We start from the raw sequence: 21,808 nt of genomic DNA, 5'->3' as shown, positions 1-21,808 counted from the left end.
GGGCTCGGCGGGCGGCGCCGCTCCGGCTTCTTCTGTCTGGACGGCGGTCATGTCGGGGCTGCTTCCTGGGCTTCCTGGTCGCTGGACTGGGCGGGCCGGGCGGGGCCCGGCGGGCCTCCCTGGAGGGAGGCGGCGCGGGGCGGAGCCGGCACGCCACCGGCTCCGCCCGGTCGTTCCTACTCGCTCACGTCGAGGGACTGCTTCTCCAGGGAGTCCACCGTCTTGGCGTCGGCCTCCTTCAGCGCGTCCTTGAGCGTGCCCTTGCCGCTCAGCGCGCCCGCGATGCCGTCGCCCATGAAGCGGTAGGTGTCGGTCATCGTCGGCCCGAAGGTCCAGTCGGTGTTGACGTCACCGGCGGCCCCGGCGAAGGTGTCGAAGATCTTCTGGCCGCCGTAGAACTCCACGGGCTGCTGCAGTGCGTCCAGCTTCAGGCCCTCCGTGGCCGCCGGGTAGAGGCCGCCCTCACGGTTGAGGATCTCCAGGGCCTTCGGGTCCGTGTTCAGCCACAGCGCGAATTTCGCGGCCTCGTAGGGGTGCTTGCTCTTGCCCAGCACCGCCGTGGTGGAGCCGCCCCAGTTGCCGGCCTTCTTGTCGCCCGCGGACCACTGCGGCATGGGTGCCACGCCCCACTTGCCGGCGGTGGCCTTGGCGTTGTCGCGGATGGTGCTGTAGCCCCAGGCGGCGCTGACCCAGGTCGCGACCTCGCCCTTGTTCCACGCCTTGTAGAGCGCGGGGGAGAAGCCCTGGAGGTTGGTGGCGACCAGCTTCTCGTCGATCATCTTCTGCCAGTAGTCGGCCACTTCGCCGGCGGCCGGGCTGTCGATGCCGACCTTCCAGGTGTCGCCGTCCTGCGCGAACATGTTCGCGCCCTTCTGCCAGAGGAGGCCGGTGAACCAGTTCGGGTCGGTCTGGGAGAAGTGCGTCATGTACGCCTTCGGGTCGGCCTTCTTCAGCTTCTTGGCCGCCTCGTAGTACTCCTGCCAGGTCTCCGGCACCGCTATGTCGTGCTTCTCGAACAGGTCCTTGCGGTAGAACAGCGCCATCGGGCCCGTGTCCTGCGGCACGGCCCAGATCCCGTCCTCGCCGCCGGCCCCGAAGGTCACCTGCGACCAGGTCCAGTCGGCGAAGCCGGCCTCCGCCTCCTTGACGCCGGCGCAGGCCGCGATGTCGGTCAGGCCCTCCTGGAGGCGGAAGCTGGCCAGGGAGTCGTACTCGATCTGGCCGAGGTCGGGGGCGTTGCCCGCCTTCAGCGCGTTGGACATGTTCTGGTAGGTGCCCGCGTTGCCCGCCGGGGTGGACTTGACGGTGACCTGGATGTCGGGGTTCTGCCGGTTCCACTCCGCGACGGCCTTGTCCACACCCGGGATCCAGGACCAGTACGACAGCTTGACCTTGCCCTCGCTCTTCTCGCACGCGGCCGGCTCCCCGGCGGCGCTGCCGCCGGTGTCACCACCGTCGCCGCACGCCGCGGTGGCGAGTACGGGGAGTACCGCGAGAGCCGCCAGGGCTCGGCGCAGCAGGGGGCGTCGGGTACGCAGTGACATGGCCACCACTCCTCAGGTGCATGCCGCTCTGCCTGACCCTCAGAGCAGCGGGATGGCCACACCCTGACCGTTAACTGCCGGTAAAGTCAACAGAGGCGATCGGAAAGACACGGAACCAAACATGAACCGTTATCCACCCCGCTGACCCGCAGTCGTTGGGCGATGACCTGGGGCAGAGAGTCCCGCCGACCACGGGACGGGATTGCCGAACGGCGTCAGAAAGGGCTTTCTCGCGTACGCTTTTGCAAATCCTACCGGTCTCCAGCCTCTCTCATGGGGACGCCCGAGGGGCGCGCGAACGGACCCGCGGGCCGGCCGGGACTCCCCGATCCTGGCGGACGAAAGGCCCGTTCGCCTGGCCGAACAACCACAGCGCGCCGCGCGAGGAAGGGATTCGCGGGTACGGACCATCCCGCTGTCGCGCCGGGCCCCGGCCGGGACGGAATGCGCGTGTGCACACAGCGAGGAGGGCGGTCTACACCACTGCGTCCGGGAATGGGACCGCTACCACCGCACCGGCCCCGGACCGAGTGACGACACGATCCCACCGGTACGGGGACCACCACACCCGGATCCGGCCGCTTCCGGCCGCCGGCGCACGTCGATCACCGGCAGCCGCCCGTCCGCCCGCCCGCCCGCGGCCCCGGCCGTCCTCCTCGTCCACCTCTGCGCGGACGACTGGGGCGGCTACCCGATCCGCACCACCGGCGGCACATTCCTCTGGTTCGGACTCGCCCCACCGGGCTGCCCCGACCCGGACCGCTTCACGGTCGCGGCCCGAACGGCCGCCCCGCCGACTCCCGTCCGAAGCGGCCCAGTTGGCACCCCGGGCGCCCGGGGTTTCCGCTCAGCCAACCCGCCCGGGGCAGCAGTAGAGTGAAACGGTGACCCTCCAGCCGGAAGACCCGCCGTCACCGCTCAGCGAAGAGGACCGCGACACCGCCGTGCAGCGCCTGCAGGAGGCGTACGTCGAAGGGCACATCTCCCACGAGGAAATGGACGAACGCCTCCACCAGGTGCTCACCGCCACCGCGCACGGGGACCTCACTCCGGCGCTGGCGTCCCTCCCCCGGGGCAAAGCGGACACCACCTCCACCGTCGCCGCTCTCAGCGGACGGATCCGGCGCCGCGGCACCTGGCGGGTACCCCGGCGCCTCAAGGTCGAGTCCGCCTTCGGCAAAGTGCACCTGGACCTGTCCCGCGCGGTCATCGAACACCCTGTGGTGGACATCGAGCTGCAACTCGGCACGGGCAGAGCCAAGATCACGGTACCTCGCGACGCGGTCGTCGACACCGAGGATCTCCAGACCCTGTGGAAGGACCGGCTCTACAAGCCCCGGCAGCGCACCCGCCCCGGCGGACCGAAGATCCGTATCGCCGGGACCATGGGCCTCGGACGGCTGAAGATCCGCCACGCGCGGCGCTGATGCCCGATCCGGACTCCCGGGATCACCTGCCCTGCGCTCCCCGTTCCCGTTCCCGCCCCCGCCCTCGTCCTCCCGATGAACTCACGGCCTGTAGACGGACTGCACCCTGGCCACCTGTCCCTCTCCGTCGAAGCTCAGGTCGTACCCGACGCCCGCGGCGACGCCGGAGTCCAGTCGCGTCAGCAGGGTGACGAACTCGGTCCGGGAGAACGGCAGAGGCTCGGCCCGGCTGGCACCGGGCGCGTCGGCGTCCCGTACCGGGGCCGTCAGCAGAACCCGGGCGTCCTTGGCCATGGTCACCGTGGTGAAGGCCCCCGTGCCGGGGGTGATCTCCCAGGTGTCGAACTGGGTGTTGACCTTCTTCTGGGCAGGCCGCACCGACAGACGGGTCAGCCCCTCCTCGGTCCAGGCCTTGTCGATCGTCATGAACTGCTTGGTCCCCGCCCACGGGGTCTTACCGGCCGGCGCCTGCGTGTCCTGCGAGCCCTCGCCCTCGTCCGACGGGGCGGCCGTCCGGTCACCGCCGGCCTGTGCGGTGTCCGCCGGCGAGGCCGCGGCGGCGGGCCCCGCGGGTTCCTCGCCGTTCTCGCCGCATCCGGTCAGGAGAAGGGCGCCGAAGACGGCAACGGTGAGCAGGCGCACGGTGGCCCGGCGGCGTGAGGCAGACATGATCAACGTTCTCCTGGAAACCGGTGTGGTCGGGGTTGCACGGTCTCTACGCCGAGCACCCTCCACCGGGTTGCATCCCGGCCGGCTTTTCTTCCGGGCCTCCGCCGAGGCTCACTCGGCGGTCAGCCAGAACGCCTCCCGGAGCGACTGGACCCGGCCCTCGCCGTCGTAGTCGAGGACGAACACCCATCGGGGCCCGCCACGCAGCCGGTCCACCAGCTCCTCCAACCGCATGTCCCCCGGCTTCCCACCGGCGGCCTGCTCCACCTCGACCGGGGTCTGGGGGGACAGGGTCACCTCGTGCACCACTCCGGTGGGTACGGCCGATCCCCGCTCGGTACGAAGCTGCTGCACGGTGACCCGGACCCCGTCCGCCAGCACCGTCGCGTTGTACACATAGCCGATCTCGCCGGCGTACTCCTCACCCGGGGCCGGCGTCGGGGGCACGAACGCGGGAGCGCTCCGCGACGGCGTCGGCTCCGTGGCGCTCGGCGCCGGTCCGGGACCGGGCAGGACCAGCGACACACCTCCCACGGCGACGGCGGCGGCCAGCAGCACACCGCCCGACACCTGTGCTGCCCGCTTACGGCGCCGGCGCCGGTCACCGAGCACGCGGATCTGCTCCGCGGCCATCGGCACGGCGGACCGCCGGCCCTCGGCGGCAAGATCGGCAAGGTGCTCGTCCAGGCCTGTCTCGTCAACCATGCCCATGCTCCACCTCCGGAACTCGGCCCGGCCGCGGGTCCAGCTCGGTGTCGGCCAGAATCCTCGCCAGCGCGGCCCGGCCCCGGCTCAGCTGTGCCTTCACCGTACCGACGGGGCAGTTGGTCTCGGCGGCCACCTGCTTCACCTCCAGATCGCACAGGTGGTGGAGGACGATGGCCCGTCGCTGCGCCGCGGGGATCTGCCGCAGCGCCTGCACCAGCAGGACGTGATGGGTGTCCGGCGGCGGTACGTCCGGGGGCGGGCCCTGGCGCCGCGCGAAGGAGAGCGCGGTTCGCACGCGCCGCCACCGGCTGACAGCGAGCCGCCAGGCCACGGTACGCACCCATGCCTCGGGCGCACCGTCCTTGTCCAGCTGGGCCCGGCGCTCCCAGGCCCGGACGAAGGCTTCCTGGACGACGTCCTGCGCCTCGGTGCGGTCGCCGATCATGGCGTACAGCTGGCCGATGAGCCGCCCCACGCTCCCGGCGTAGAAGGCGTCGAACGCTTGCTCGTCCATCACCCGCCTGCGGTTCCCTGAGCCCGTACATTTGTTCAAGCACGCGCACGATGTCACCCGGCCGGTCTGTGGTGCAAGGAGCCGCCGTCACACCACCGTGCTCGGCGCACTCCTCCCTCGGGGCCGGACGAGCACTGCGCCGAATGAGGCATGACACGTCTGTGCGACCTTCTGGGGTCCAGTGAGGCCGACCCAACGAAATGATCTCGTGAGGTGACCAGGTCGCGGATCCCGCGAGCCGCGATGAGTCCTGCGGCGTCCGGCGGTCGTACTGTCGAACCCGTAACCAAGGAGGACTTCCGATGCGCAGTGTGACCTACTCGATGAGCGTCTCCCTGGACGGCTACATCGCCGGGCCGGACGGCGACTTCGACTGGGGGGCGCCCGACGAGGAGGTCTTCCGCTTCTGGATCGACGAGATCCGAGAGGTCGGCGTCCACCTGCTGGGACGACGGCTGTACGAGACGATGCTGTACTGGGAGACCGCCGACCAGGATCCCTCGCTCGACGACGCCATGCGCGAGTGGACCACGCTGTGGAAGCCGCTGCCGAAGGTGGTGTTCTCCACCACGCTGACGGCGGTGCAGGGCCATGCCCGCCTGGCGTCCGGCGGCCTGGCGGAGGAGATCGAGCGGTTGCGGGCCGAGCCGGGCGAGGGCGACATCGCGATCGGCGGCGCGACCCTGGCCGCCGAGGCCGCCGCGCTGGGTCTGATCGACGAGTACCGGACCATGGTCCACCCGGTGCTGGTCGGAGGCGGCATCCCGTTCTTTCCGCAGCGCGAGCGCCGGGTGGATCTCGAACTCGCCGAGACCCGCACCTTCAGCTCGAAAGTCGTCTACCTCCGATACCGCGTGGCGCGCTAGGCGACTCGTCCGCCGCCTTGCCCATCAGCCCGCGGGGGAAGCGTGTCCCGCATCCCCACACACATACCGGGTGGCCGGCACCTTCCGCGAGACAATCAGCGCAAGCCGTCCATCCGCCCTGCCCATACCCATGAAGGAGCAATTCACGTCCACAGAGCCTCTGTTGATGCGTCCATGGTCAGGCGTCACCTCCCACTCCCGAATGTCACGAGAAAAGCTATCGATCAGAAACGCATTGGGTTCATTCGTAGAGGAAGAGCTCCTCGATCCTCAGGTCGAAGAGCTTGGCGAGACGGAAGGCGAGGGGAAGGCTTGGGTCGAACTTCCCTGTCTCGATGGCGTTGATCGTCTGCCTGGACACGCCCGCACGCTGAGCCAGGTCGGCCTGCGTCCAGCCTCGTTCGGCGCGAAGGTCCGTGATGCGGTTCTTCATCGGTATCGGATCTTGCCGACGAAGAAGGCGACCAGAAAGACAACTCCCATGAGCGTGGGGAGGACGGCGATATCGACGTCGCGGGCGACGAGGCCGGCGGCGTCCGCAACGACATAGGCGAATCCGAGGATCCATCCCACGCCGAAGGCGACCGCCAGCGCATCCTGCGTGATCTTCCGTTGCAGCTCATCGAGTGCGCGGAGAAAGCGCGTGAAGGCGACGATCCAGCCGATGCCGACGGCGACATTGACGGCAACGGCGGCCCAGCTCGCCGCCTGCTGCGGCGTATTCCACAGGAGTTGCGGGCCGAACTTGGCCAGGGCAAGGGTCGCCGCCCAGGCGAGTGTCCACAGCACGAGCCGAGCGCTCGCCTTGATCTCGTTATGCGGTTGCACGGTGCCACCCTCCGGCGCGACGTCAAGGACACTTGACACGCTAGGAGGCCCCGCCTTCAGTGTCAAGCGTGCTTGACACTGAGCGCCGCCTGGTCAGTCATACTGATCAGAACCGTCCCGAGTTCACCCGTCGAGGGTGCAGCGGACGTGCAGGGCTTCGAAGTAGCCGGTGATGACGTGGGGTTGGCGTTGTCGGCGGTGGAAGAACCTTCGGGCTTCGGCGGCGAGTCCGGCCGCGGCGATGCGCTCCGGCAGGTCCATCGCAGCCCCCGCACTCCCCGTCGCTCCCCGTGACGTTCCGTACCGGGCCGCACGGACAGGAGGACCCCCGCCCGGCGGGCACGGGAGCGGGACGCGCCGCGAACACCCGCGGGCCGCCGGGGTGTTCGCGGGGCGCGGGCGCCTCGGGTCGCCTCGGACCCCGGGCCTCAAGCCGCGGCGGGGCCGTCCGGCATGCCGTAGGCGTCGGCGATCAGCTCGTACGAGCGGAGGCGGGCGTCCGCACCGTGCACGTTCGAGGTGAGGATCATCTCGTCGGCACCGGTGCGCTTCGCCAGCGCGTCCAGGCCCTCGCGGACCACGTCCGGCGTGCCGTGGACGATGTTGCCGACCCAGCTGTCGACGAAGCCGCGCTCCCGCGGGCTCCACGGATAGTCCTCGGCCTCCTCCGGGGTCGGGACGAGACCGGGCCGGCCGGTGCGCAGGCGGAGCATCGACAGGGCGCCGGTCATGATCTGGCGGCGGGCCTCCTTCTCGTCCTCCGCCGCGAGCACCGCGACGCCGATCGCGGCGTACGGCTCGTCGAGGACCGCCGACGGGCGGAAGGACTCCCGGTACAGCTCCAGCGCCGGAAGGGTGTTCGCAGCCGAGAAGTGGTGGGCGAAGGAGAACGGCAGTCCCAGGGAGCCCGCCAGCTGCGCGCTGAATCCACTGGAGCCGAGCAGCCAGACCTGCGGCCGGCCGGCGGACTGCACCCCGCCGGGCGAGGTGGCCTGGACGGGGCCGGGGACGGCGTGGATGCGGCTGTACGGATGGCCGTCGGGGAAGGTGTCGTCCAGGAAGCGGGTCAGTTCGAGGAGTTGCTGCGGGAAGTCGTCCGCGCCCTCGTTCAGGCGGTCGGTACGGCGGAGGGCGGCGGCGGTGGCGCCGTCGGTGCCCGGGGCGCGGCCGAGGCCGAGGTCGATCCGGCCGGGCGCGAGGGCTTCCAGGGTGCCGAACTGCTCCGCGATGACCAGCGGGGCGTGGTTGGGGAGCATCACGCCGCCGGAGCCCAGCCGGATGCGCTCGGTGTGCGCCGCGAGGTGGGCGAGGATCACGGCCGGGGAGGAACTGGCGATACCGGGCATCGAGTGGTGCTCGGCCACCCAGAAGCGGTGGTAGCCGCGCCGCTCCGCGATCCGGGCCAGTTCGGTGCCGGTGCGCAGCGCGTCCCCGGCGGTGGATCCGCTGCCGACGGTGGCGAGGTCCAGGACGGACAGCGGGACCGGGGCGGTGCCCCGCGCCGTGCCGCGGATGGTGTCGTGCTCGGTGGCCATGCGGCCTGCCTCCCTGATGGGTCTCTGTCCGGGCGCTCACGCGGCGCGCTTGCCGAGGTCCGCGTGCGCGTTTCCGCGTGCCGGCCGGACAACCGGAGAGCTACTCCGGTTATTCCCGGCGCTTCCCGCCGCCCTCTCCGCACCGCTCATCACATAAATGGTCGAATGAGACAGAACGGTTCGAATATCGCCAATTACTCCGGAACCCCTCCAATCAGCCGCTCCGCTCTCCTAGATTGATTCCCGCGCGCCGCCGCCCCGTGGGCAGGGTGCCCTCGGCGACTTCGCGGCGGCACGGGGGAGTTCACATGCTCAAGACACTGAGGAACACCACGGTGATCAGCGCGCTGGCGCTGGCGCTGGCCGCTCCCGCCACCGGGACGGTGCACGCGGTACCCGCCAAGCCGGTGCCCGGGAACGCCGGACAGCCGGCCGCGGCCCACCCTGGCACGGCGGCGGACGCCCCGGCCGGAAAGCGGACCTTCACCTCCACCGCCGTCAGGGACGGCGGGAAGTCCACCCTGCGCATCACGCTCGACGCGGCACCGGACGGCTCCGCGCCCGCGCTGACCGGCGCCGAGCGGAAACAGCTGCAGTCCGTCCTGGGAACGCCCTCGGCCGCCGCCCTCTCCGCGGCACCGGCCGGAGCCCGCACCCCCGCGGCGGCACCGGATGTGAAGCGCCGGGGACCGGCCATCCTGCGCTGCGACAAGAACCCGAGCTGGAGCGACGCCAACGGCACACTCCACGCCCGCTTCAACTGCCGCCACTCCACGATCAACTGGGGTTTCCGGATCTCCGCGCGGGTGCGGTCCGTCATCACCGGCCCGGTCCGCGAGAGGGGCGTCTCGTGGTGGAAGAACGGCAAGGCGATGCCGAGGAACGCCGGTCACGTGGTGGGGAAGAACTACCTCTTCCACGGCACGCTCAAGCCGGTCCGGCATGATGACGTCGTGCAGTTCCAGGACTACATGACCTTCCCGGTGCGGATCGGCGGGCGGCCCGGGGTGGGCACCCTCACGTGGGCCGCCGCCGTCAAGGCGAAGAAGTAGCGATGGGCCCCGGCACCACCGCCGTACGGAGCTGGGCGGAGGCGATCCTGCACCAGCTCGGGGACACCGCCGGTCACACCCTGGAGGTGACCACCGGCGCACCGGACGAGCCCGGGGCACCGGAGCCCGGCCCGGCGGCCTTCACCTCCCGGCTGCGGCTGCGCCCGGACGAGAGCCGGACGGACGACGGGGGCCTGGCGGACGACGGGCGCGTCCACGGCACCGGAGCGGGCGCCGGGGACAACGCCGGGCCCGGTAACGGAGAGCACGGCGCCTCCCCCGTGGCCGTCACGCTGGCCTTCCGCGACGGCTCCGCCGTGGAGGTGCTCCTCGGCGAAGGGCTGAGCGAGGCCGAGGCGGTGGCTCACCTCGCCGGGCAGTTGCAGGAGGCCGTCCTGGAGGCGGCCGGTGGCGCGCCGGTTCCCCCGTGCCCGGTCCGCGGGCACGGCCACCCCCCGGTGGCCGAGGTCGTCGACGGCACCGCCTCCTGGGTGTGCCCGCAGGGCGGCGGAACGCGTCCCGTCCTCCCCGCGCCGGGAAGCCGGCCCGGGACCCGGGCCGGGGGCGGCACGGGGACGTAGCGGGCCGGTGCGCGGGGCCCTCCTCCACGACTCCGCACCGCGCCCGGCCGCGCGCGGACACGGCCCTCCGGAGCGTCGCTCCGGAGGGCCGTGTCCGTCGTCCTCCTCTTCTCCTCCCCGTCAGGCCGCGGCCGTGGAGAAGAGCGCTCCGAGCCGCGGCCGGTGCGGCACCGGGTGCGCGAGCAGCCGCAGCCCTTCGCGGACGGTCACCTGGTTCGCGGTGAGCACGGGCTTGCCGAGCTCCGCCTCCAGCCGGGCGATGTACGCGGCGGTGTGCAGGGCGGTGTCCGGCAGCAGCACGGCCTGTGCCTCGGGGTGGTCGCCCGCGCGGGCGAGGGCCCGTACCTCCTCCCAGCCCCAGGTACCGACCTCGGCGGCCGTGATGATGCCGCTGCCGCGCATCGCCACGACCTCCGTGCCGAAGGACTTCAGAAAGGCGGTGAACAGCTCGGCGACGTCCTCCGGATAGGTGGCGGCGACGGCCACCTGTTCGACGCCCAGGTCTCCGATGGCGTGGGCGAAGGCGAAGGAGGTGCTGGAGGCCGGAAGCCCGGCCACCTGCGCCAGTTCGCGCACCTGTTCCTGTGCGCCTTCGCGGCCGAAGACGAAGCTGGCGCTGGTGCAGGCCCAGACGACGGCCTGCGCGCCCCACGCGCGCAGCTCGTCGACCCGGGCCGCCAGGCGGGCGGCCGACCCCATCTCCAGCAGGGCGTCGACACGGTGGGCGTCCTCGCCGATGTCGGTGTGGACGAGTGGCAGCCGGACGGCGGGGGTGGCGCCGGTGACGGCACCGGCCAGACCGAGGACCCCGTCCCCCGCGCCGGCCCCGCCGGTCACCGCGCTTCCCGGCTCCATGGCACCGCCGTCCCCCGGGTCCGCCCCGGCCAGCATGGCCTCCAGCCGCGGGTAGTCGTCCTCGGCGGAGTACCCCGGGTACAGGAAGCCGACGGCTGCCGCACCGGGGCCGCCCGCCGTCTCCGTCCCGGCCTCCGCCGCCCTGACCGCGGCCGTTTCCGGCGCCGCTCCCGCCACCGGGCCGACCGTCGTGCCGATCGCGGCACCCGTCGTACCGGTAGTCGTGCCGGAAGGGGTGCCGGGGGTCGTCAGCTCTGCCATGCGTCTCGCTCTCCTGCCTGTTCGGTCTCGCCGTGCCTGTCTCCCCCCCGTCTTCGCCGCCCCTCCCTTCCCGCTCGGCCTGCCGGCCGTACGCGCCGTACGGGTTCAGAGCGGTGCCGGGCCGCCGGATCGTCCGGGTACAGCGGCGCGTCCAGGGCGTCCGCCGCCTCGGTCTCTGCCCCGCGCCGCCCGCCGCCCCGGCGAACGCCGCCTCCGGCTCCCCGCGCCCGTCCCCGAACGGCACCACGGGGCCGAGCCCGCCCGGGCCGCCGAGCACCTCCGCCGCCCCGGGCTCTCCGGCAGCACGGCGGACTGTGCCGGGGCACCGCCTGCGGGGCGGCGCCGAGGGTGCGGGGGGCGAGGCCGTCATCGACGCCGGACCGCGTCTGGCCACCGGGTCGAGCAGCGCCTGGTACGGCCCCACCGCCCGCTCCCCGATCCGCCGCAGCGCCGACCACATCGTCACCTGATTGGCCGACAGCACCGGCATCCGCAGCTCCGCCTCCAGCTGCGGGATGGCGTCATACGTCGGCAGATTCGTACAGCTGATGAAGAGCGCGTCCGCGCCGTGGGTGACCGCCCGCCGGGCCATCTCCACCACCGACCGGTAGGAGACCTTCCAGATGTGGCAGGTCAGGCCGAGGAACTCGCGGTCGGTGACGGTGACCCCGCCCTCCGCCAGATACTCCTCCAGGGACTGGGTGACGGAGGCGGTGTACGGCGTGACCAGGGCGATGCGCCGGGCCCCGATCTCCGCCAGCGCCTCCAGCAGGGCACCGGAGGTGGTCAGCGCCGGGATCTCACCCGCCTGGGCCATCGCCGCGCACATGGCGCGCTCACCGGCCAGGCCGCCGACGAAGCTGCCGGAGGTGCAGGCGTAGGCCACGACCTCGGGGCTGACCGCGCGCAGCGTGTGCGTGGCCTCCCGGAGGGTCTCGTGCTCACTGACCAGCCGGGCCAGGTCGAGGCTGACCTCGACCGGCACGAACGGCGTACGGGTCAGATGCAGCGACACCTGATCGGGAGCCCAGCGCCACAGCTCCCGGTCCAGCGCGAAATCGAACGGTGCCACGACACCCACGCCACGTTGCGGACGCGGGCCACCCAGAAAAGAGATGTCCATTCCGAAGCCCCAATACGAACGGAGGGCAGGCCGAAGCCGAGGAAAGAGGGCGGTACCACAGAAGCGAAAGCCGTGCACGCCGGGGCGCCGGGACAGAAGCCGACACGTCGTAACCCGGGTCGGCATTACCCGTATTGACGAAGGTAGTTTCCGGTCCCTAGCGTGGTCAATCCCAGTTCTCCCGCCGTTTTTCCCGGCTCCTCTCCAGCGAAGCGGAGAGACGTTTCGAAATGGTTTCCCACCCATGACCGACAGCACCCTGCTCGTCCTCGGCGGCGAGCCCGCCCCCCGGCTCGACCGGCTCTCCGGCCGGGCCCGAGTCGTGCACGCCCGCGACGCGGAGTCGCTGGCGGCGCTGCTGCCCTCCGCCGACGCCCTGCTGGTGTGGGACTTCACCACCGATGTGCTCCGCAGCGCCTGGCCGGGCGAGGGGCGCCGGCCGCGCTGGGTGCACACCGCCAGCGCGGGGGTCGACCGGCTGCTCTTCCCGGAGCTGACGGACTCGGACGCGGTGGTGACCAATGCCCGGGGGATCTTCGAGCAGCCCATCGCGGAGTACGTCGCCGGGCTCGTGATCGCCTTGGCCAAGGATTTTCCGGGCAGTTGGGAACTCCAGCAACGGCGGCAATGGCGGCACCGGGAAACGATGCGGCTGGCGGGCAGCCGCGCGGTGGTGGCGGGCTCCGGCCCGATCGGCCGGGCGATCGGGCGTACGCTCGCGGCACTGGGTGTCGTCGTGGAACTCGTCGGGCGCACCGCGCGGGAAAATGACGCGGAATTTCATCGCGTGTACGACAACGCGGCGCTGAAAGATCTTCTGCCTTCCGCCGACTGGGTGATTGCCGCGGCTCCGCTGACGGACGACACCCACGGAATGTTCGGCGCGGAAGCTTTTTCGCTCATGCGTCCGACAGCCCGGTTCATCAATGTCGGGCGGGGACAGCTGGTGGTGGAACGCGATCTGACCGAGGCCCTGGTCAAGGGCTCGCTCGCGGGCGCCGCGCTGGACGTCTTCGAGGAGGAGCCCCTCCCGCCGGACAGCCCGCTGTGGGACGCCCCGGGACTGCTGGTCTCCCCGCACATGAGCGGGGACACGGTGGGCTGGCGCGACGCCCTGGCCGAGCAGTTCATGGACAACTTCGACCGCTGGGTGGCCGGGAAACCGCTGGTCAACGTGGTCGACAAACGGCTCGGTTACGTTCCGGTGCCCTGAGCGCCGGCGCCCCGAGCGGCCCGGACGCTCCCGGCGCTCCCGGCGGGTTCCGGTCGGGCCCCGCCCCCACCCCGGCCCCGGGCGCGGCACCGCGGGCGCCTCGGGCGTCCGCCCCGCACCCGCGCAGCCACCCCGCACCCACCCGCCACCCGCAGCTCCCCGCGCATCCCCTGGAGGCCCCGATGACCGAGCTCTGCGACCTCACGGCCACCCGCCTGCTCGCGGGCTACGCCACCCGCGCCTTCTCCCCCGTCGAGGTGGCCCGCGCCGTCCTGGAGCGGATCGAGCGGACCGAGCCGGTGGTGGGCGCCCATGTGCGGGTGGACGCCGAGAGCGCCCTTGCGCAGGCCGCCGAGTCCGAGTGTCGCTGGCTGCGCGGCGAGCCGGCCGGGCTGGTCGACGGCGTGCCGGTGTCCGTGAAGGATCTGCTGCTGCTGCGCGGCGGGCCCACCCTGCGGGGTTCGCACACCGTGGACGCCGGTGATCCGGCCGCCTGGCAGGAGGACGCCCCGGCGGTGGCCCGGCTGCGGGAGCACGGCGCGGTGTTCACCGGCAAGACGACGACCCCCGAGTTCGGCTGGAAGGGGGTCACCGACAGCCCGCGGCACGGGGTGACCGTCAATCCGTACGATCCGCGCCGCACGGCGGGCGGGTCGAGCGGCGGGAGCGCGGCGGCGGTCGCGGTGGGCGCGGGACCGCTGAGCCTGGGCACGGACGGCGGCGGCTCGGTCCGCATCCCCGGCTCCTTCTGCGGGATCTTCGCGCTGAAGCCGACGTACGGCCGGGTACCGCTGTACCCGGCGAGCCCGTTCGGGACGCTGGCCCATGTGGGCCCGATGACCCGGGACGCCCGGGACGCGGCGCTGATGATGGACGTGATCACGGGCCCGGACTGGCGGGACTGGTCGCAGTCCGACCGGGCGCCGGCCGCCTTCGCGGAGGGTCTGGACCGCGGAACGGAGGCGGTGGCGGGGCTGCGGGTGGCGTACAGCGCCTCGTTCGGCGGGCGGGTGGCCGTCGAGCCGCGGGTGGCGGCCGCGGTACGCCGGGCGGTGGATCTGCTGTCCTCGCTGGGGGCCCAGGTGGAGGAGGCCGAACCACCGCTCGCGGAGGACCCGGTGGAGGCGTTCCACACCCTGTGGTTCAGCGGGGTGGCGCGGGTGGTGCAGCCGCTCGGCCCGGAGCGGCTGGAGCTGCTGGAGCCGGCGCTGCGCGAGGTGGCGGAGCAGGGCGCGGCGTACAGCGCGCTGGACTATCTGACGGCGGTGGACGTCCGGATGGCGCTGGGCCGGGAGATGGGCCGCTTCCACGAGACGTACGACCTGCTGGTGACGCCGACGATGCCGGGCACCGCGTTCGAGGCGGGCGCCGAGGTGCCCAAGGGCTCCGGGTACGCGCGGTGGACGGGCTGGACGCCGTTCAGCTATCCGTTCAACCTCACGCAGCAGCCCGCCGCGACCGTGCCCTGCGGGCTGGACGGCGACGGACTGCCGATCGGGGTGCAGCTGGTGGGGCCCCGGCACGCGGACGCTCTGGTGCTGCGCGCGGCGCACGCGCTGTACGAGGCGGGCGTCGCGGACGAGGTGCCGCCGCCCGCCGCGGGCTGACCGGGGCGTTCGCGGTGCGGTCCGGGCCCGGCCCGTCCTCGCGGGACGGCGCAGGGCCCGGGCCGCGGGCACCCGTCGGTCAGACCCGCCGGAAGGTGAGGCTCTCCCCCAGCGCCCCGGCCCGCCACAGGTCCTGGCAGGCCTCGGCCATGCGGTCGAGGCCGTCGACGACCGCGCCCCAGACGATGCCGGGGAGCCAGCCCGCGTCCCCGTTGATCAGCAGGTTGTTCCGCTCGTAGAACAGCGCGAGGTCGATGACCTGCCGCTGCCCCCGGTGCCCGGCCTGCTCCTCGTAGCCGTAGGACTTGGTGCCGAGCTGGGTGTCCGTGAAGGTGAAGTAGCAGAGGTCGCCGGGGATCGGGGTGATCGTCGGGTTCTCCAGCGGGGGTTCGGCGGGGGCGAACGGCGGGAGCAGGGTGTAGATCTCGTTCCGCGCGTACTTGGCGTGGTAGACGTCGCCGCCGAGCGGCAGCGCGTTCCAGACGGCTTCGCAGGTGATCGGAGCACGGTCGTCGAGGAGGCGCGCGGTGCAGGTCACACCGCGTTTGGCCAAGGACACCTCGATGTGCCGGGCGGAGCGGTCACGCGGTGCGGAGTCGGTCATTCGGATGCTCCTGTCAGTCGTCCCGGACGGGTCCCGGCCGGTGCGGACGGCGGGCTCTTATGGTGGCGCAAGTGGATCAATGACAACAGAACCGGCGGCGGTCTCAGCTCGGTTAAGGCTGGAAAAGGGCGGCATGAATTCTTGCTCTTCGGGTAGCGAGCCGCCCATGGCTCGACCACGCGGGAACGATACGTACCGGATCGGCCGCCGCTCCCTGCTCGCAGGGGCGGCGGCTTTGAGCGCGTTGGGGGCGGTCGGTTGCAGCCGGGTCTCCACCGCCGATGTCAAGGACGGGGGAGATCTTCTGGAGCGCCTGCGGGCGCAGGGTGTTGTGAAACTGGGGCTGGCGGGCGAGCAGCCGTACAGCTATATCGGCAAGGACGGCGAGATGACCGGCTACGCGCCGGAGGTGGCCGCCCGCATCTTCGAACGGCTCGGGGTACCGAAGGTCCAGCCGTTCCCGACGGAGTTCGGTTCGCTGATCTCCGGTCTGAACTCGCAGCAGTTCGATGTGGTCGCCGCCGGGATGTACATCAATCCCGAACGCTGCCGGCAGGTGCTCTTCGCGGACCCCGAGTACCAGATGCTCGACGCCTTCATCGTCCGCAAGGGCAATCCCAAGAACCTCAACGATTACAAGGACGTCGCCGAGGCCGGTGCGACCCTCGCCACGGGTGTCGGCTATGCCGAGATCGGCTACGCCGAGGACGCCGGGGTCAAGAACATCATGACCCTGCCGGACCAGCTGGCCGGACTCCTGGCGGTCGAGCAGGGGCGGGCCGACGTCTTCGCGGGCACGGCCGTGACCGTGCGGAACGTCATCAAGGAGACCAAGTCGAAGCGCGTGGAGGCGACCGAGGAGATCCAGCCGGTCGTGGACGGTGAGCCCGTCGTCGACGCCGGGGCCTTCGCCTTCCGCAAAGCCGAAACGAATCTCCGGGACGCCTTCAACCGCGAGCTCCACAAGATGAAGGACAGCGGTGAACTTCTGCGGATCATGCGGCCCTTCGGCTTCTCGGAGGAGCAGATGACGGATCTGACCGCAGAGGAGAAGTGCACACCATGAGTGAGATCACCTGGGGTTTGTGGCAACTCCTCCTCGAAGGCCTCTGGGTCACCGTCCAGCTGACGGTCTACAGCGCGGCCCTCGGCGCCGTCGTCGCCTTCACGGTCGGCATCGCCCGGACGCACCGGCTGTGGATCGTCCGCTTCCTCTCGGGCCTCTACATGGAGGTCTTCCGGGGCACTTCGGCCCTGGTACTGATGTTCTGGCTGTTCTTCGTCCTGCCGGTCGCCTTCGGCTGGCAGCTGCTGCCGCTGTGGGCGGCCACGCTGGCGCTGGGCCTGTCCTACGGGGCGTACGGCTCGGAGGTCGTGCGCGGCGCCGTGCAGGCGGTGTCGCCGGCGCAGCGGGAGGCGGGCATCGCGCTCAGCTTCACGCCGATGCAGCGGATGCGGCGGATCGTCCTGCCGCAGGCCTGGCCGGAGATGCTGCCGCCCTTCAACAACCTGCTGATCGAGCTGCTCAAGGGCACCGCCCTGGTGTCGATCATGGGTGTCGGCGACATGGCCTTCGGCGCCTCGCTGATCCGCAACGCGACCGGTGAGAGCGCCCCCGTCTACACGATCATCCTGGTGATGTACTTCGTGCTCGCCTTCGTCCTGACCCGCGGCATGCGGGTGGTCGAGCGGCAGGCGAAGACCCGGATCGGGCAGCGGCCCGCGAAGGGCGGCGGGTTGCTGAGCAAGCTCAATCTCCGTGAGCGCACCGACATCTCGGCCGACGCGGCCGGCGCTGGGGGTATCTGATGCAGTGGGACTGGTCGGCGGTCGCCGACTTCATGCCGGATTTCTGGCGGGGTCTCCTCGTCACCCTCCAGGCACTGGTGCTGGGCTCGCTCATCGCCTTCGCGCTCGGCCTCTTCTGGGCCCTGGCGCAGCGCTCGGCGCTGCGGGCGGTGCGCTGGCCGGTGCAGATGTTCACGGAGTTCATCCGCAACACGCCGCTGCTGGTGCAGCTCTTCTTCCTCTACTACGTGCTGCCCGAGTGGGGTCTCACCTTCTCCGCGCTGACCACCGGTGTCATCGGGCTCGGTCTGCACTACTCGACGTACACCGCCGAGGTGTACCGCGCCGGTATCGAGGGTGTGCCCAGCGGCCAGTGGGAGGCGGCCACCGCGCTGAGCCTGCCGCGGACGCGCACCTGGTCCGCGGTGATCCTGCCGCAGGCGATCCGGCGGGTCGTGCCCGCACTCGGCAACTACGTCATCGCGATGCTGAAGGACTCCCCGATGATCGCCACGATCGGTGTGCTCGAGATGCTCGGCGAGGCCCGCCAGTTCGGGTCCGAGACCTTCGTCATGACCGAGCCGATCACGGTCGTCGGCATCGCCTTCATTCTCATCGCCTACCCGGCTTCCCTCCTCATGCGAGCCCTGGAGCGTCGTCTTGTCCGCTGAAAGCAGTTCCCCGAACGCGACCCCGGCCCCGGCGGCCGGCAGTGAGCTGATCCGTTTCGACGGGGTGACCAAGCGGTTCGGCAGCAATACGGTGCTGAACCATCTGGACTTCACCGTGGATGCCGGGAAGCACGTCACGCTGATCGGCCCCTCGGGCTCCGGTAAGACGACGATTCTGCGGCTGCTGATGACCCTGCTGAAGCCGGACGAGGGCACCATCTCCGTCGACGGCGAATACCTCACCCACGAGGAGAAGAACGGCAAGCTCGTCCCGGCGGGCGAGCGGCACACCCGTGAGGTGCGCAAGAAGATCGGCATGGTCTTCCAGCAGTTCAACCTCTTCCCCAATATGAAGGTGCTCCGCAACATCACCGAGGCCCCGGTCCACGTGCTGGGGATGAGCAAGGACGAGGCCACCGAGCGGGGCCGTGAACTGCTCGACCTGGTGGGTCTGTCGGACAAGGCCGACGCCTACCCGAACCATCTGTCCGGCGGCCAGCAGCAGCGGGTGGCCATCGCGCGGGCGCTGGCCATGCGGCCGAAGGTGCTGCTGCTCGACGAGGTGACCTCGGCGCTCGACCCGGAGCTGGTGGCCGGTGTGCTCGACGTGCTGCGGGACATCGCGCACACCACGGACATCACCATGCTGGTCGTCACCCACGAGATGAACTTCGCGCGGGACATCTCCGACGACGTGCTGATGTTCGACGCGGGACGGGTCATCGAGTCCGGGCCACCGGAGAAGATCTTCTCCGAGCCCGAGCACGAGCGGACCCGGGAGTTCCTGAGCGCCGTGCTCTGACACCGCGGCGCGGGTGCGGGCGGCGGGCGTTCCCCGGCGCCGGACGGCACCGCCGTACCGTTCCTGCGGACGGCTGTCCGAGCCTCCCGCACCCGGTCCGTGACCACGGCATATGCCACGGTGGCGCGCTTCCCCGGCAACGGGGAAAGTGCGCCACCGGTGTGCACAACTCGGCCACGCCGGCGGCCTCTTGGCCGCTATCGTGGGTGCAGCCCGGCCCGTGGCCGCGGCGGAGGACGGCCCCGCGGGGACGGACTTCCCCGTAACCAGGAGCGCGGCGACGATGCAAACGGTCACACCTGTAGGGGGACACCGTGGCGCAGCAGCCCGAGCCGACCGCGCCCTTCCACGCGGTCCAGCACGCCCTGCGCGTTCTGGAGAGCGTCGCCCGCCACCACGGCGGCGTCACCGGGGAAGAGCTGGCGCGCGAGACCGACCTGCCGATGGAACGGCTCACGCCCATGCTGCGGATGCTGCGCCGCGAGGGCTATGTGGACGAGGCCGCGGACGGCGTGTTCGCCGTCGGCCGGACGCTGCTGCTGCTCGGCTCCGCCGCCCGGGAGAAGGCCCTCGCCGACAAACTCCAGCGCCATCTGGAGGAGTTGCGCGACACCCTGGGCGCCGCGGTCTATCTGAGCCGCTACGTCGACGGCGAGGTGCGGATCACCCAGTGCGCCCACGGGCCGGACACCCCGAAGGTCAACGAGTGGGTGGACTTCCGCTCGGCGGCGCACGCCAGCGCGGTCGGCAAGTGCCTGCTGACCCAGCTCGACCACAACGGCCGCCAGGACCACCTCGCCCGGCACAAGACGGCCCGCTTCACCTCGCGGACCATCACCGACGAGAAGGTCCTCTTCAGCAGGCTGGACCACCAGCCGTCCACCGTTCCCGTGCTCGACCTCCAGGAGTACGCCGTGGGCACGGTCTGCGCCGCCGTGCCCATCGCCGCCGGCAAGACCGTCGGCTGTCTGGCGCTCTCGCTGCCGATCGAGCGTGCCCACCGGCTGCGCCAGGCGGCCGAGACGCTCAACCGCCGGGCGGCGCCGCTGGCGCTGTCCCTCACGTTCTGAGGACGGCGGCGGGGCTCCGGGGGCCGGGGACCCGGGCGGAGATCCGGGCGGGAGCACCCCGGCGGACCGGGTAGGATGGCCGGGCGTCAGCACGCGCCGCTAGCTCAGTTGGTTAGAGCAGCTGACTCTTAATCAGCGGGTCCGGGGTTCGAGTCCCTGGCGGCGCACACGCATACGAGGGGCCCCTCCGTTCCGGCGGAGGGGCCCCTCGCGTCTTGTCCGCGCCTCTGCGCTGCGCGGCCGGGCGCCGAGGGCCCGGGGCGATCCGGACGTTCGGTCCAGAAGGTCCAGAAGGTCTAGAAGCGCACGTCGGAGCAGGAGTAGAAGGCGTTGCCGGTGTCGGCGACGTCCCAGACGGCGACGATCACATGCCGGCCGGACTTACCGCCCGGCATGGTGCCCTGGTGGGTCACCGTGGCGTCCGGCTGACGGCCGTTGTAGGGGACGGTCAGGAACGGCTGGGACTCCAGCGCGGCCCGGGTGATCGGCCGGGAGGGGTCCCAGCCGTTCCGGGTGATGAAGTACCGGAAGTCCGTGGTGGCGTGCCGGGCGGTGAGCCGCCAGGTGAAGGTGCGGCTCTCCCCCGACCGGACGCCGGTGGCCGGCCACTGGCCGCCGCGCGGGTCGTCCAGTGCGGCGAACCGGCCGTTGCCGCCGGAGCAGATGGCGCCGTCGGCGGGGCCGGCGGCCGGGAAGCCCTTGGGGCCCTCGACGCTCTGCGGCTCCCACTGGATGCCGCCGCAGTTCTGCACGGTGCCGTTGGCGCAGAGCGCCTGCCGGCTGATCGGGGAGTCGGTGTAGCCGTGGCTCTGGGCACTGCCGGTGGTGGCGAAGAGGGAGACGCCGGCGATGCCGAGGCCGAGCAGGGTGGTGGAGATCTTTCTGCGCATGAGTCGCTCCAGAAGACGTGGGGGTGGCCCGGGCCCGCGGGGTCGGCACGGGCCCGGCTCTTCGGCTCGGGTGAGGAGCGGGGCTGCGGGGGTGGGGTGGGGAGTTGGTGGGGAGCAGCCCCGGCGGTCTAGACCAACTGGGAGAGTAGTGGCGGGTGTTGGTGATGTCTAGACCAATCTCCGAGGTTGTTGCAGGCCGCTGCGGGGCGGGGTGGGGCGGCGCGCAGGCGCCGGTCGCCGGTCGCCGGTCGCCGGTCGCCGGTCGCCGGTCGCCGGTCGCCGGTCGCCGGTCGCCGGTCGCCGGTCGCCGGTCGCCGGTCGCGCGAGGATGCCCTGGCCGGGGACTTCCGCTCTCCCGGCCGCGGCGGCTTCTGTCAGTCCCGGCCGGTGCCGGTCAGGTCGAGTTCCGGGATGATCCGGTCACACTGGGCCCGGGACTCCTTGACCCACTCGCCGTTGGGGTGGTCGTTGCCGTCCACCCAGGCGCGGGCCCCGGCCGCGTCCCGGCCGCCCGCGAGCTGCCGCTCGACCAGACGCGCGTCCCGTACGGCGTCGGGCGTCTCGACGTACCAGACCTCCGCCATCAGCCGGCGCGCCTCCGACCAGCCCGGCGCCACGCAGGCGAGGTAGTTCCCCTCGGTGACGACCAGACGCGTGTCCGGACGCAGCAGATGGCGGGCCGCGACGGGCTCGTGGAGGGTGCGGTCGTAGTCCGGCACGTAGATGTCCCGGCCGGTGTCCTCGTGGACGCGGCGGAGCAGGGCCTCGTAACCCCAGACGTCGAAGCTGGGCGCGGAGCCCTTGCGGGCGGTGAGTCCGAGGCGTTCGAGCTGACGGTTGGAGAGGTGGAAGCCGTCCAGCGGCAGATAGCCGGCCGCCCCCGCACCGTGCCGCCGTTCGATCCGGTCGGCCAGGGCCGTGGCGAGGGTGGATTTGCCGGCTCCGGGCGGCCCCGCGATCCCGAGCACGGTCCGGCCCTGTCCGCCACCGGTCAGGGCCCAGGCCGCGTCGGCCAGCTCCGCGATGTCCATACCCGCAGGCTAGTCCCGCGCGGCGAGGCGGACGACGTCTTGCGGCAGTCCGGTGACCGCCGGGGCGCGCGGGACCGTCCGGCTGGACCGGGCCGGCCGGCTCGTCGTCCCGCTGGGCTCCACCCGGCACGCCACCTGTGCTTCGGGCTGACCCGTGGGGCACCGTGGG

Annotated in this window: 23 protein-coding genes, 1 tRNA gene and 1 pseudogene; 12 read left to right on the top strand and 13 right to left on the bottom strand. The window is 71.7% G+C overall.

Annotated features, from left to right (window positions below; translation table 11 throughout):
* Positions 1–176: 176 nt before the first annotated feature.
* The gene (locus tag E4N63_RS21075; RefSeq protein ID WP_185831408.1) at positions 177–1,544 is read right to left on the bottom strand and encodes an ABC transporter substrate-binding protein; all 1,368 of its coding nucleotides are present in this window, start codon (positions 1,542–1,544) and stop codon (positions 177–179) included.
* Between the two features lie 884 nt (positions 1,545–2,428).
* On the opposite strand from E4N63_RS21075, the gene E4N63_RS21070 reads away from it, so the two are divergent.
* The gene (locus E4N63_RS21070) at positions 2,429–2,971 is read left to right on the top strand and encodes a DUF1707 domain-containing protein (RefSeq protein ID WP_125627024.1); all 543 of its coding nucleotides are present in this window, start codon (positions 2,429–2,431) and stop codon (positions 2,969–2,971) included.
* 81 nt (positions 2,972–3,052) lie between these two features.
* On the opposite strand, the gene E4N63_RS21065 is transcribed toward E4N63_RS21070, so the two are convergent.
* The 3 genes from E4N63_RS21065 to E4N63_RS21055 all read right to left on the bottom strand — a co-directional run bounded on the left by E4N63_RS21065 (position 3,053) and on the right by E4N63_RS21055 (position 4,862).
* Positions 3,053–3,640, bottom strand: a complete 588-nt coding sequence (locus E4N63_RS21065) for a hypothetical protein (protein WP_230241447.1) — start codon at positions 3,638–3,640, stop codon at positions 3,053–3,055.
* Positions 3,641–3,751: 111 nt separating this feature from the next.
* Entirely contained in the window at positions 3,752–4,345 is a 594-nt protein-coding gene (locus E4N63_RS21060; RefSeq protein ID WP_230241446.1) for a hypothetical protein, read from the bottom strand.
* Complete coding sequence (locus E4N63_RS21055; protein WP_230241445.1) at positions 4,338–4,862, bottom strand: SigE family RNA polymerase sigma factor; 525 nt, start codon at positions 4,860–4,862, stop codon at positions 4,338–4,340. Before E4N63_RS21055 ends, E4N63_RS21060 begins: the two co-directional genes overlap by 8 nt.
* A 302-nt stretch (positions 4,863–5,164) precedes the next feature.
* On the opposite strand from E4N63_RS21055, the gene E4N63_RS21050 reads away from it, so the two are divergent.
* Entirely contained in the window at positions 5,165–5,728 is a 564-nt protein-coding gene (locus tag E4N63_RS21050; RefSeq protein ID WP_230241444.1) for a dihydrofolate reductase family protein, read from the top strand.
* A 241-nt stretch (positions 5,729–5,969) separates the two neighbouring features.
* Here the strand turns inward: E4N63_RS21050 and E4N63_RS21045 are convergent, their stop codons facing one another.
* The 4 genes from E4N63_RS21045 to E4N63_RS21030 all read right to left on the bottom strand — a co-directional run bounded on the left by E4N63_RS21045 (position 5,970) and on the right by E4N63_RS21030 (position 8,091).
* Positions 5,970–6,161: a helix-turn-helix transcriptional regulator gene (locus E4N63_RS21045; protein ID WP_125626420.1), complete on the bottom strand. Its 192-nt coding sequence runs from the start codon at positions 6,159–6,161 to the stop codon at positions 5,970–5,972.
* The gene (locus E4N63_RS21040; protein ID WP_230241443.1) at positions 6,158–6,556 is read right to left on the bottom strand and encodes a hypothetical protein; all 399 of its coding nucleotides are present in this window, start codon (positions 6,554–6,556) and stop codon (positions 6,158–6,160) included. The genes E4N63_RS21045 and E4N63_RS21040 overlap by 4 nt, the downstream gene beginning before the upstream one ends.
* A 123-nt stretch (positions 6,557–6,679) precedes the next feature.
* Positions 6,680–6,817 (bottom strand): hypothetical protein, encoded by a 138-nt coding sequence (locus E4N63_RS21035; protein WP_230241442.1) that lies wholly within the window; start codon positions 6,815–6,817, stop codon positions 6,680–6,682.
* Between the two features lie 167 nt (positions 6,818–6,984).
* On the bottom strand, positions 6,985–8,091 hold the full coding sequence (locus E4N63_RS21030) for an LLM class flavin-dependent oxidoreductase (RefSeq protein WP_230241441.1): 1,107 nt from the start codon (positions 8,089–8,091) through the stop codon (positions 6,985–6,987).
* Positions 8,092–8,399: 308 nt separating this feature from the next.
* Here E4N63_RS21030 and E4N63_RS21025 point away from each other — a divergent pair, with 308 nt between their 5' ends.
* Positions 8,400–9,143 carry a hypothetical protein gene (locus E4N63_RS21025; RefSeq protein ID WP_125626417.1) on the top strand — a complete coding sequence of 248 codons (744 nt, stop codon included), beginning with the start codon at positions 8,400–8,402 and terminating at the stop codon, positions 9,141–9,143.
* Between the two features lie 2 nt (positions 9,144–9,145).
* Positions 9,146–9,724, top strand: coding sequence for a hypothetical protein (locus tag E4N63_RS21020; RefSeq protein WP_230241440.1), 579 nt, complete (start codon positions 9,146–9,148; stop codon positions 9,722–9,724).
* A 120-nt stretch (positions 9,725–9,844) separates the two neighbouring features.
* On the opposite strand, the gene E4N63_RS21015 is transcribed toward E4N63_RS21020, so the two are convergent.
* Both E4N63_RS21015 and E4N63_RS21010 read right to left on the bottom strand, forming a co-directional pair.
* The gene (locus tag E4N63_RS21015) at positions 9,845–10,663 is read right to left on the bottom strand and encodes a decarboxylase (protein ID WP_230242579.1); all 819 of its coding nucleotides are present in this window, start codon (positions 10,661–10,663) and stop codon (positions 9,845–9,847) included.
* 540 nt (positions 10,664–11,203) lie between these two features.
* Positions 11,204–11,963, bottom strand: a pseudogene (locus E4N63_RS21010) (decarboxylase); the annotation flags it as partial.
* 244 nt (positions 11,964–12,207) lie between these two features.
* Between E4N63_RS21010 and E4N63_RS21005 the strand changes: the two are divergent.
* Together E4N63_RS21005 and E4N63_RS21000 are read left to right on the top strand one after the other, a co-directional pair.
* Complete coding sequence (locus E4N63_RS21005) at positions 12,208–13,176, top strand: D-2-hydroxyacid dehydrogenase (RefSeq protein ID WP_125627080.1); 969 nt, start codon at positions 12,208–12,210, stop codon at positions 13,174–13,176.
* A 182-nt stretch (positions 13,177–13,358) separates the two neighbouring features.
* A complete protein-coding gene (locus E4N63_RS21000) occupies positions 13,359–14,783 on the top strand; it encodes an amidase (protein WP_230241439.1) in 1,425 nt (474 codons plus the stop codon).
* Positions 14,784–14,862: 79 nt separating this feature from the next.
* Here E4N63_RS21000 and E4N63_RS20995 read toward each other — a convergent pair whose 3' ends face one another.
* A complete protein-coding gene (locus E4N63_RS20995) occupies positions 14,863–15,387 on the bottom strand; it encodes a DUF3830 family protein (RefSeq protein ID WP_230241438.1) in 525 nt (174 codons plus the stop codon).
* A gap of 166 nt (positions 15,388–15,553) precedes the next feature.
* Here E4N63_RS20995 and ehuB point away from each other — a divergent pair, with 166 nt between their 5' ends.
* The 6 genes from ehuB (at position 15,554) to E4N63_RS20965 (ending at position 19,885) form a co-directional block, all read left to right on the top strand.
* Positions 15,554–16,453, top strand: coding sequence for an ectoine/hydroxyectoine ABC transporter substrate-binding protein EhuB (gene ehuB, locus E4N63_RS20990; protein ID WP_125626521.1), 900 nt, complete (start codon positions 15,554–15,556; stop codon positions 16,451–16,453).
* Positions 16,450–17,196, top strand: coding sequence for an ectoine/hydroxyectoine ABC transporter permease subunit EhuC (gene ehuC, locus E4N63_RS20985; protein WP_125626522.1), 747 nt, complete (start codon positions 16,450–16,452; stop codon positions 17,194–17,196). Before ehuB ends, ehuC begins: the two co-directional genes overlap by 4 nt.
* A complete protein-coding gene (ehuD, locus tag E4N63_RS20980) occupies positions 17,196–17,846 on the top strand; it encodes an ectoine/hydroxyectoine ABC transporter permease subunit EhuD (RefSeq protein ID WP_230241437.1) in 651 nt (216 codons plus the stop codon). Before ehuC ends, ehuD begins: the two co-directional genes overlap by 1 nt.
* Positions 17,836–18,648: an ectoine/hydroxyectoine ABC transporter ATP-binding protein EhuA gene (gene ehuA / locus E4N63_RS20975; RefSeq protein ID WP_043461699.1), complete on the top strand. Its 813-nt coding sequence runs from the start codon at positions 17,836–17,838 to the stop codon at positions 18,646–18,648. The genes ehuD and ehuA overlap by 11 nt, the downstream gene beginning before the upstream one ends.
* A gap of 314 nt (positions 18,649–18,962) precedes the next feature.
* Positions 18,963–19,718 carry an IclR family transcriptional regulator gene (locus E4N63_RS20970; RefSeq protein WP_043461701.1) on the top strand — a complete coding sequence of 252 codons (756 nt, stop codon included), beginning with the start codon at positions 18,963–18,965 and terminating at the stop codon, positions 19,716–19,718.
* A 93-nt stretch (positions 19,719–19,811) separates the two neighbouring features.
* Positions 19,812–19,885, top strand: a tRNA-Lys gene (locus E4N63_RS20965).
* Between the two features lie 129 nt (positions 19,886–20,014).
* On the opposite strand, the gene E4N63_RS20960 is transcribed toward E4N63_RS20965, so the two are convergent.
* Together E4N63_RS20960 and E4N63_RS20955 are read right to left on the bottom strand one after the other, a co-directional pair.
* A complete protein-coding gene (locus E4N63_RS20960) occupies positions 20,015–20,608 on the bottom strand; it encodes a lytic polysaccharide monooxygenase (RefSeq protein ID WP_230241436.1) in 594 nt (197 codons plus the stop codon).
* A gap of 374 nt (positions 20,609–20,982) precedes the next feature.
* Positions 20,983–21,639, bottom strand: coding sequence for a nucleoside/nucleotide kinase family protein (locus E4N63_RS20955; protein WP_230241435.1), 657 nt, complete (start codon positions 21,637–21,639; stop codon positions 20,983–20,985).
* Positions 21,640–21,808: the final 169 nt, after the last annotated feature.

The organism is Streptomyces sp. MNU89 (genome assembly GCF_020982505.1).
GTDB lineage: Bacteria > Actinomycetota > Actinomycetes > Streptomycetales > Streptomycetaceae > Streptomyces > Streptomyces xinghaiensis.
Note: the sequence above shows the minus strand (reverse complement) of the source record. Positions and strands in the feature narration are given on the sequence as shown.

What these genes read in the sequence shown, in the direction of transcription:
- E4N63_RS21045 (WP_125626420.1), bottom strand. Translation starts at nt 6,161, where the DNA reads ATGAAGAACCGCATCACGGACCTTCGCGCCGAACGAGGCTGGACGCAG.
- E4N63_RS21035 (WP_230241442.1), bottom strand. Translation starts at nt 6,817, where the DNA reads ATGGACCTGCCGGAGCGCATCGCCGCGGCCGGACTCGCCGCCGAAGCC.
- E4N63_RS20960 (WP_230241436.1), bottom strand. Translation starts at nt 20,608, where the DNA reads ATGCGCAGAAAGATCTCCACCACCCTGCTCGGCCTCGGCATCGCCGGC.
- ehuD (WP_230241437.1), top strand. Translation starts at nt 17,196, where the DNA reads ATGCAGTGGGACTGGTCGGCGGTCGCCGACTTCATGCCGGATTTCTGG.
- E4N63_RS21005 (WP_125627080.1), top strand. Translation starts at nt 12,208, where the DNA reads ATGACCGACAGCACCCTGCTCGTCCTCGGCGGCGAGCCCGCCCCCCGG.
- E4N63_RS21000 (WP_230241439.1), top strand. Translation starts at nt 13,359, where the DNA reads ATGACCGAGCTCTGCGACCTCACGGCCACCCGCCTGCTCGCGGGCTAC.
- E4N63_RS21065 (WP_230241447.1), bottom strand. Translation starts at nt 3,640, where the DNA reads ATGTCTGCCTCACGCCGCCGGGCCACCGTGCGCCTGCTCACCGTTGCC.
- E4N63_RS21020 (WP_230241440.1), top strand. Translation starts at nt 9,146, where the DNA reads ATGGGCCCCGGCACCACCGCCGTACGGAGCTGGGCGGAGGCGATCCTG.
- E4N63_RS20955 (WP_230241435.1), bottom strand. Translation starts at nt 21,639, where the DNA reads ATGGACATCGCGGAGCTGGCCGACGCGGCCTGGGCCCTGACCGGTGGC.
- ehuB (WP_125626521.1), top strand. Translation starts at nt 15,554, where the DNA reads ATGGCTCGACCACGCGGGAACGATACGTACCGGATCGGCCGCCGCTCC.
- E4N63_RS21050 (WP_230241444.1), top strand. Translation starts at nt 5,165, where the DNA reads ATGCGCAGTGTGACCTACTCGATGAGCGTCTCCCTGGACGGCTACATC.
- E4N63_RS21030 (WP_230241441.1), bottom strand. Translation starts at nt 8,091, where the DNA reads ATGGCCACCGAGCACGACACCATCCGCGGCACGGCGCGGGGCACCGCC.
- E4N63_RS21075 (WP_185831408.1), bottom strand. Translation starts at nt 1,544, where the DNA reads ATGTCACTGCGTACCCGACGCCCCCTGCTGCGCCGAGCCCTGGCGGCT.
- E4N63_RS21055 (WP_230241445.1), bottom strand. Translation starts at nt 4,862, where the DNA reads ATGGACGAGCAAGCGTTCGACGCCTTCTACGCCGGGAGCGTGGGGCGG.
- ehuC (WP_125626522.1), top strand. Translation starts at nt 16,450, where the DNA reads ATGAGTGAGATCACCTGGGGTTTGTGGCAACTCCTCCTCGAAGGCCTC.
- E4N63_RS20995 (WP_230241438.1), bottom strand. Translation starts at nt 15,387, where the DNA reads ATGACCGACTCCGCACCGCGTGACCGCTCCGCCCGGCACATCGAGGTG.
- E4N63_RS21060 (WP_230241446.1), bottom strand. Translation starts at nt 4,345, where the DNA reads ATGGTTGACGAGACAGGCCTGGACGAGCACCTTGCCGATCTTGCCGCC.
- E4N63_RS21025 (WP_125626417.1), top strand. Translation starts at nt 8,400, where the DNA reads ATGCTCAAGACACTGAGGAACACCACGGTGATCAGCGCGCTGGCGCTG.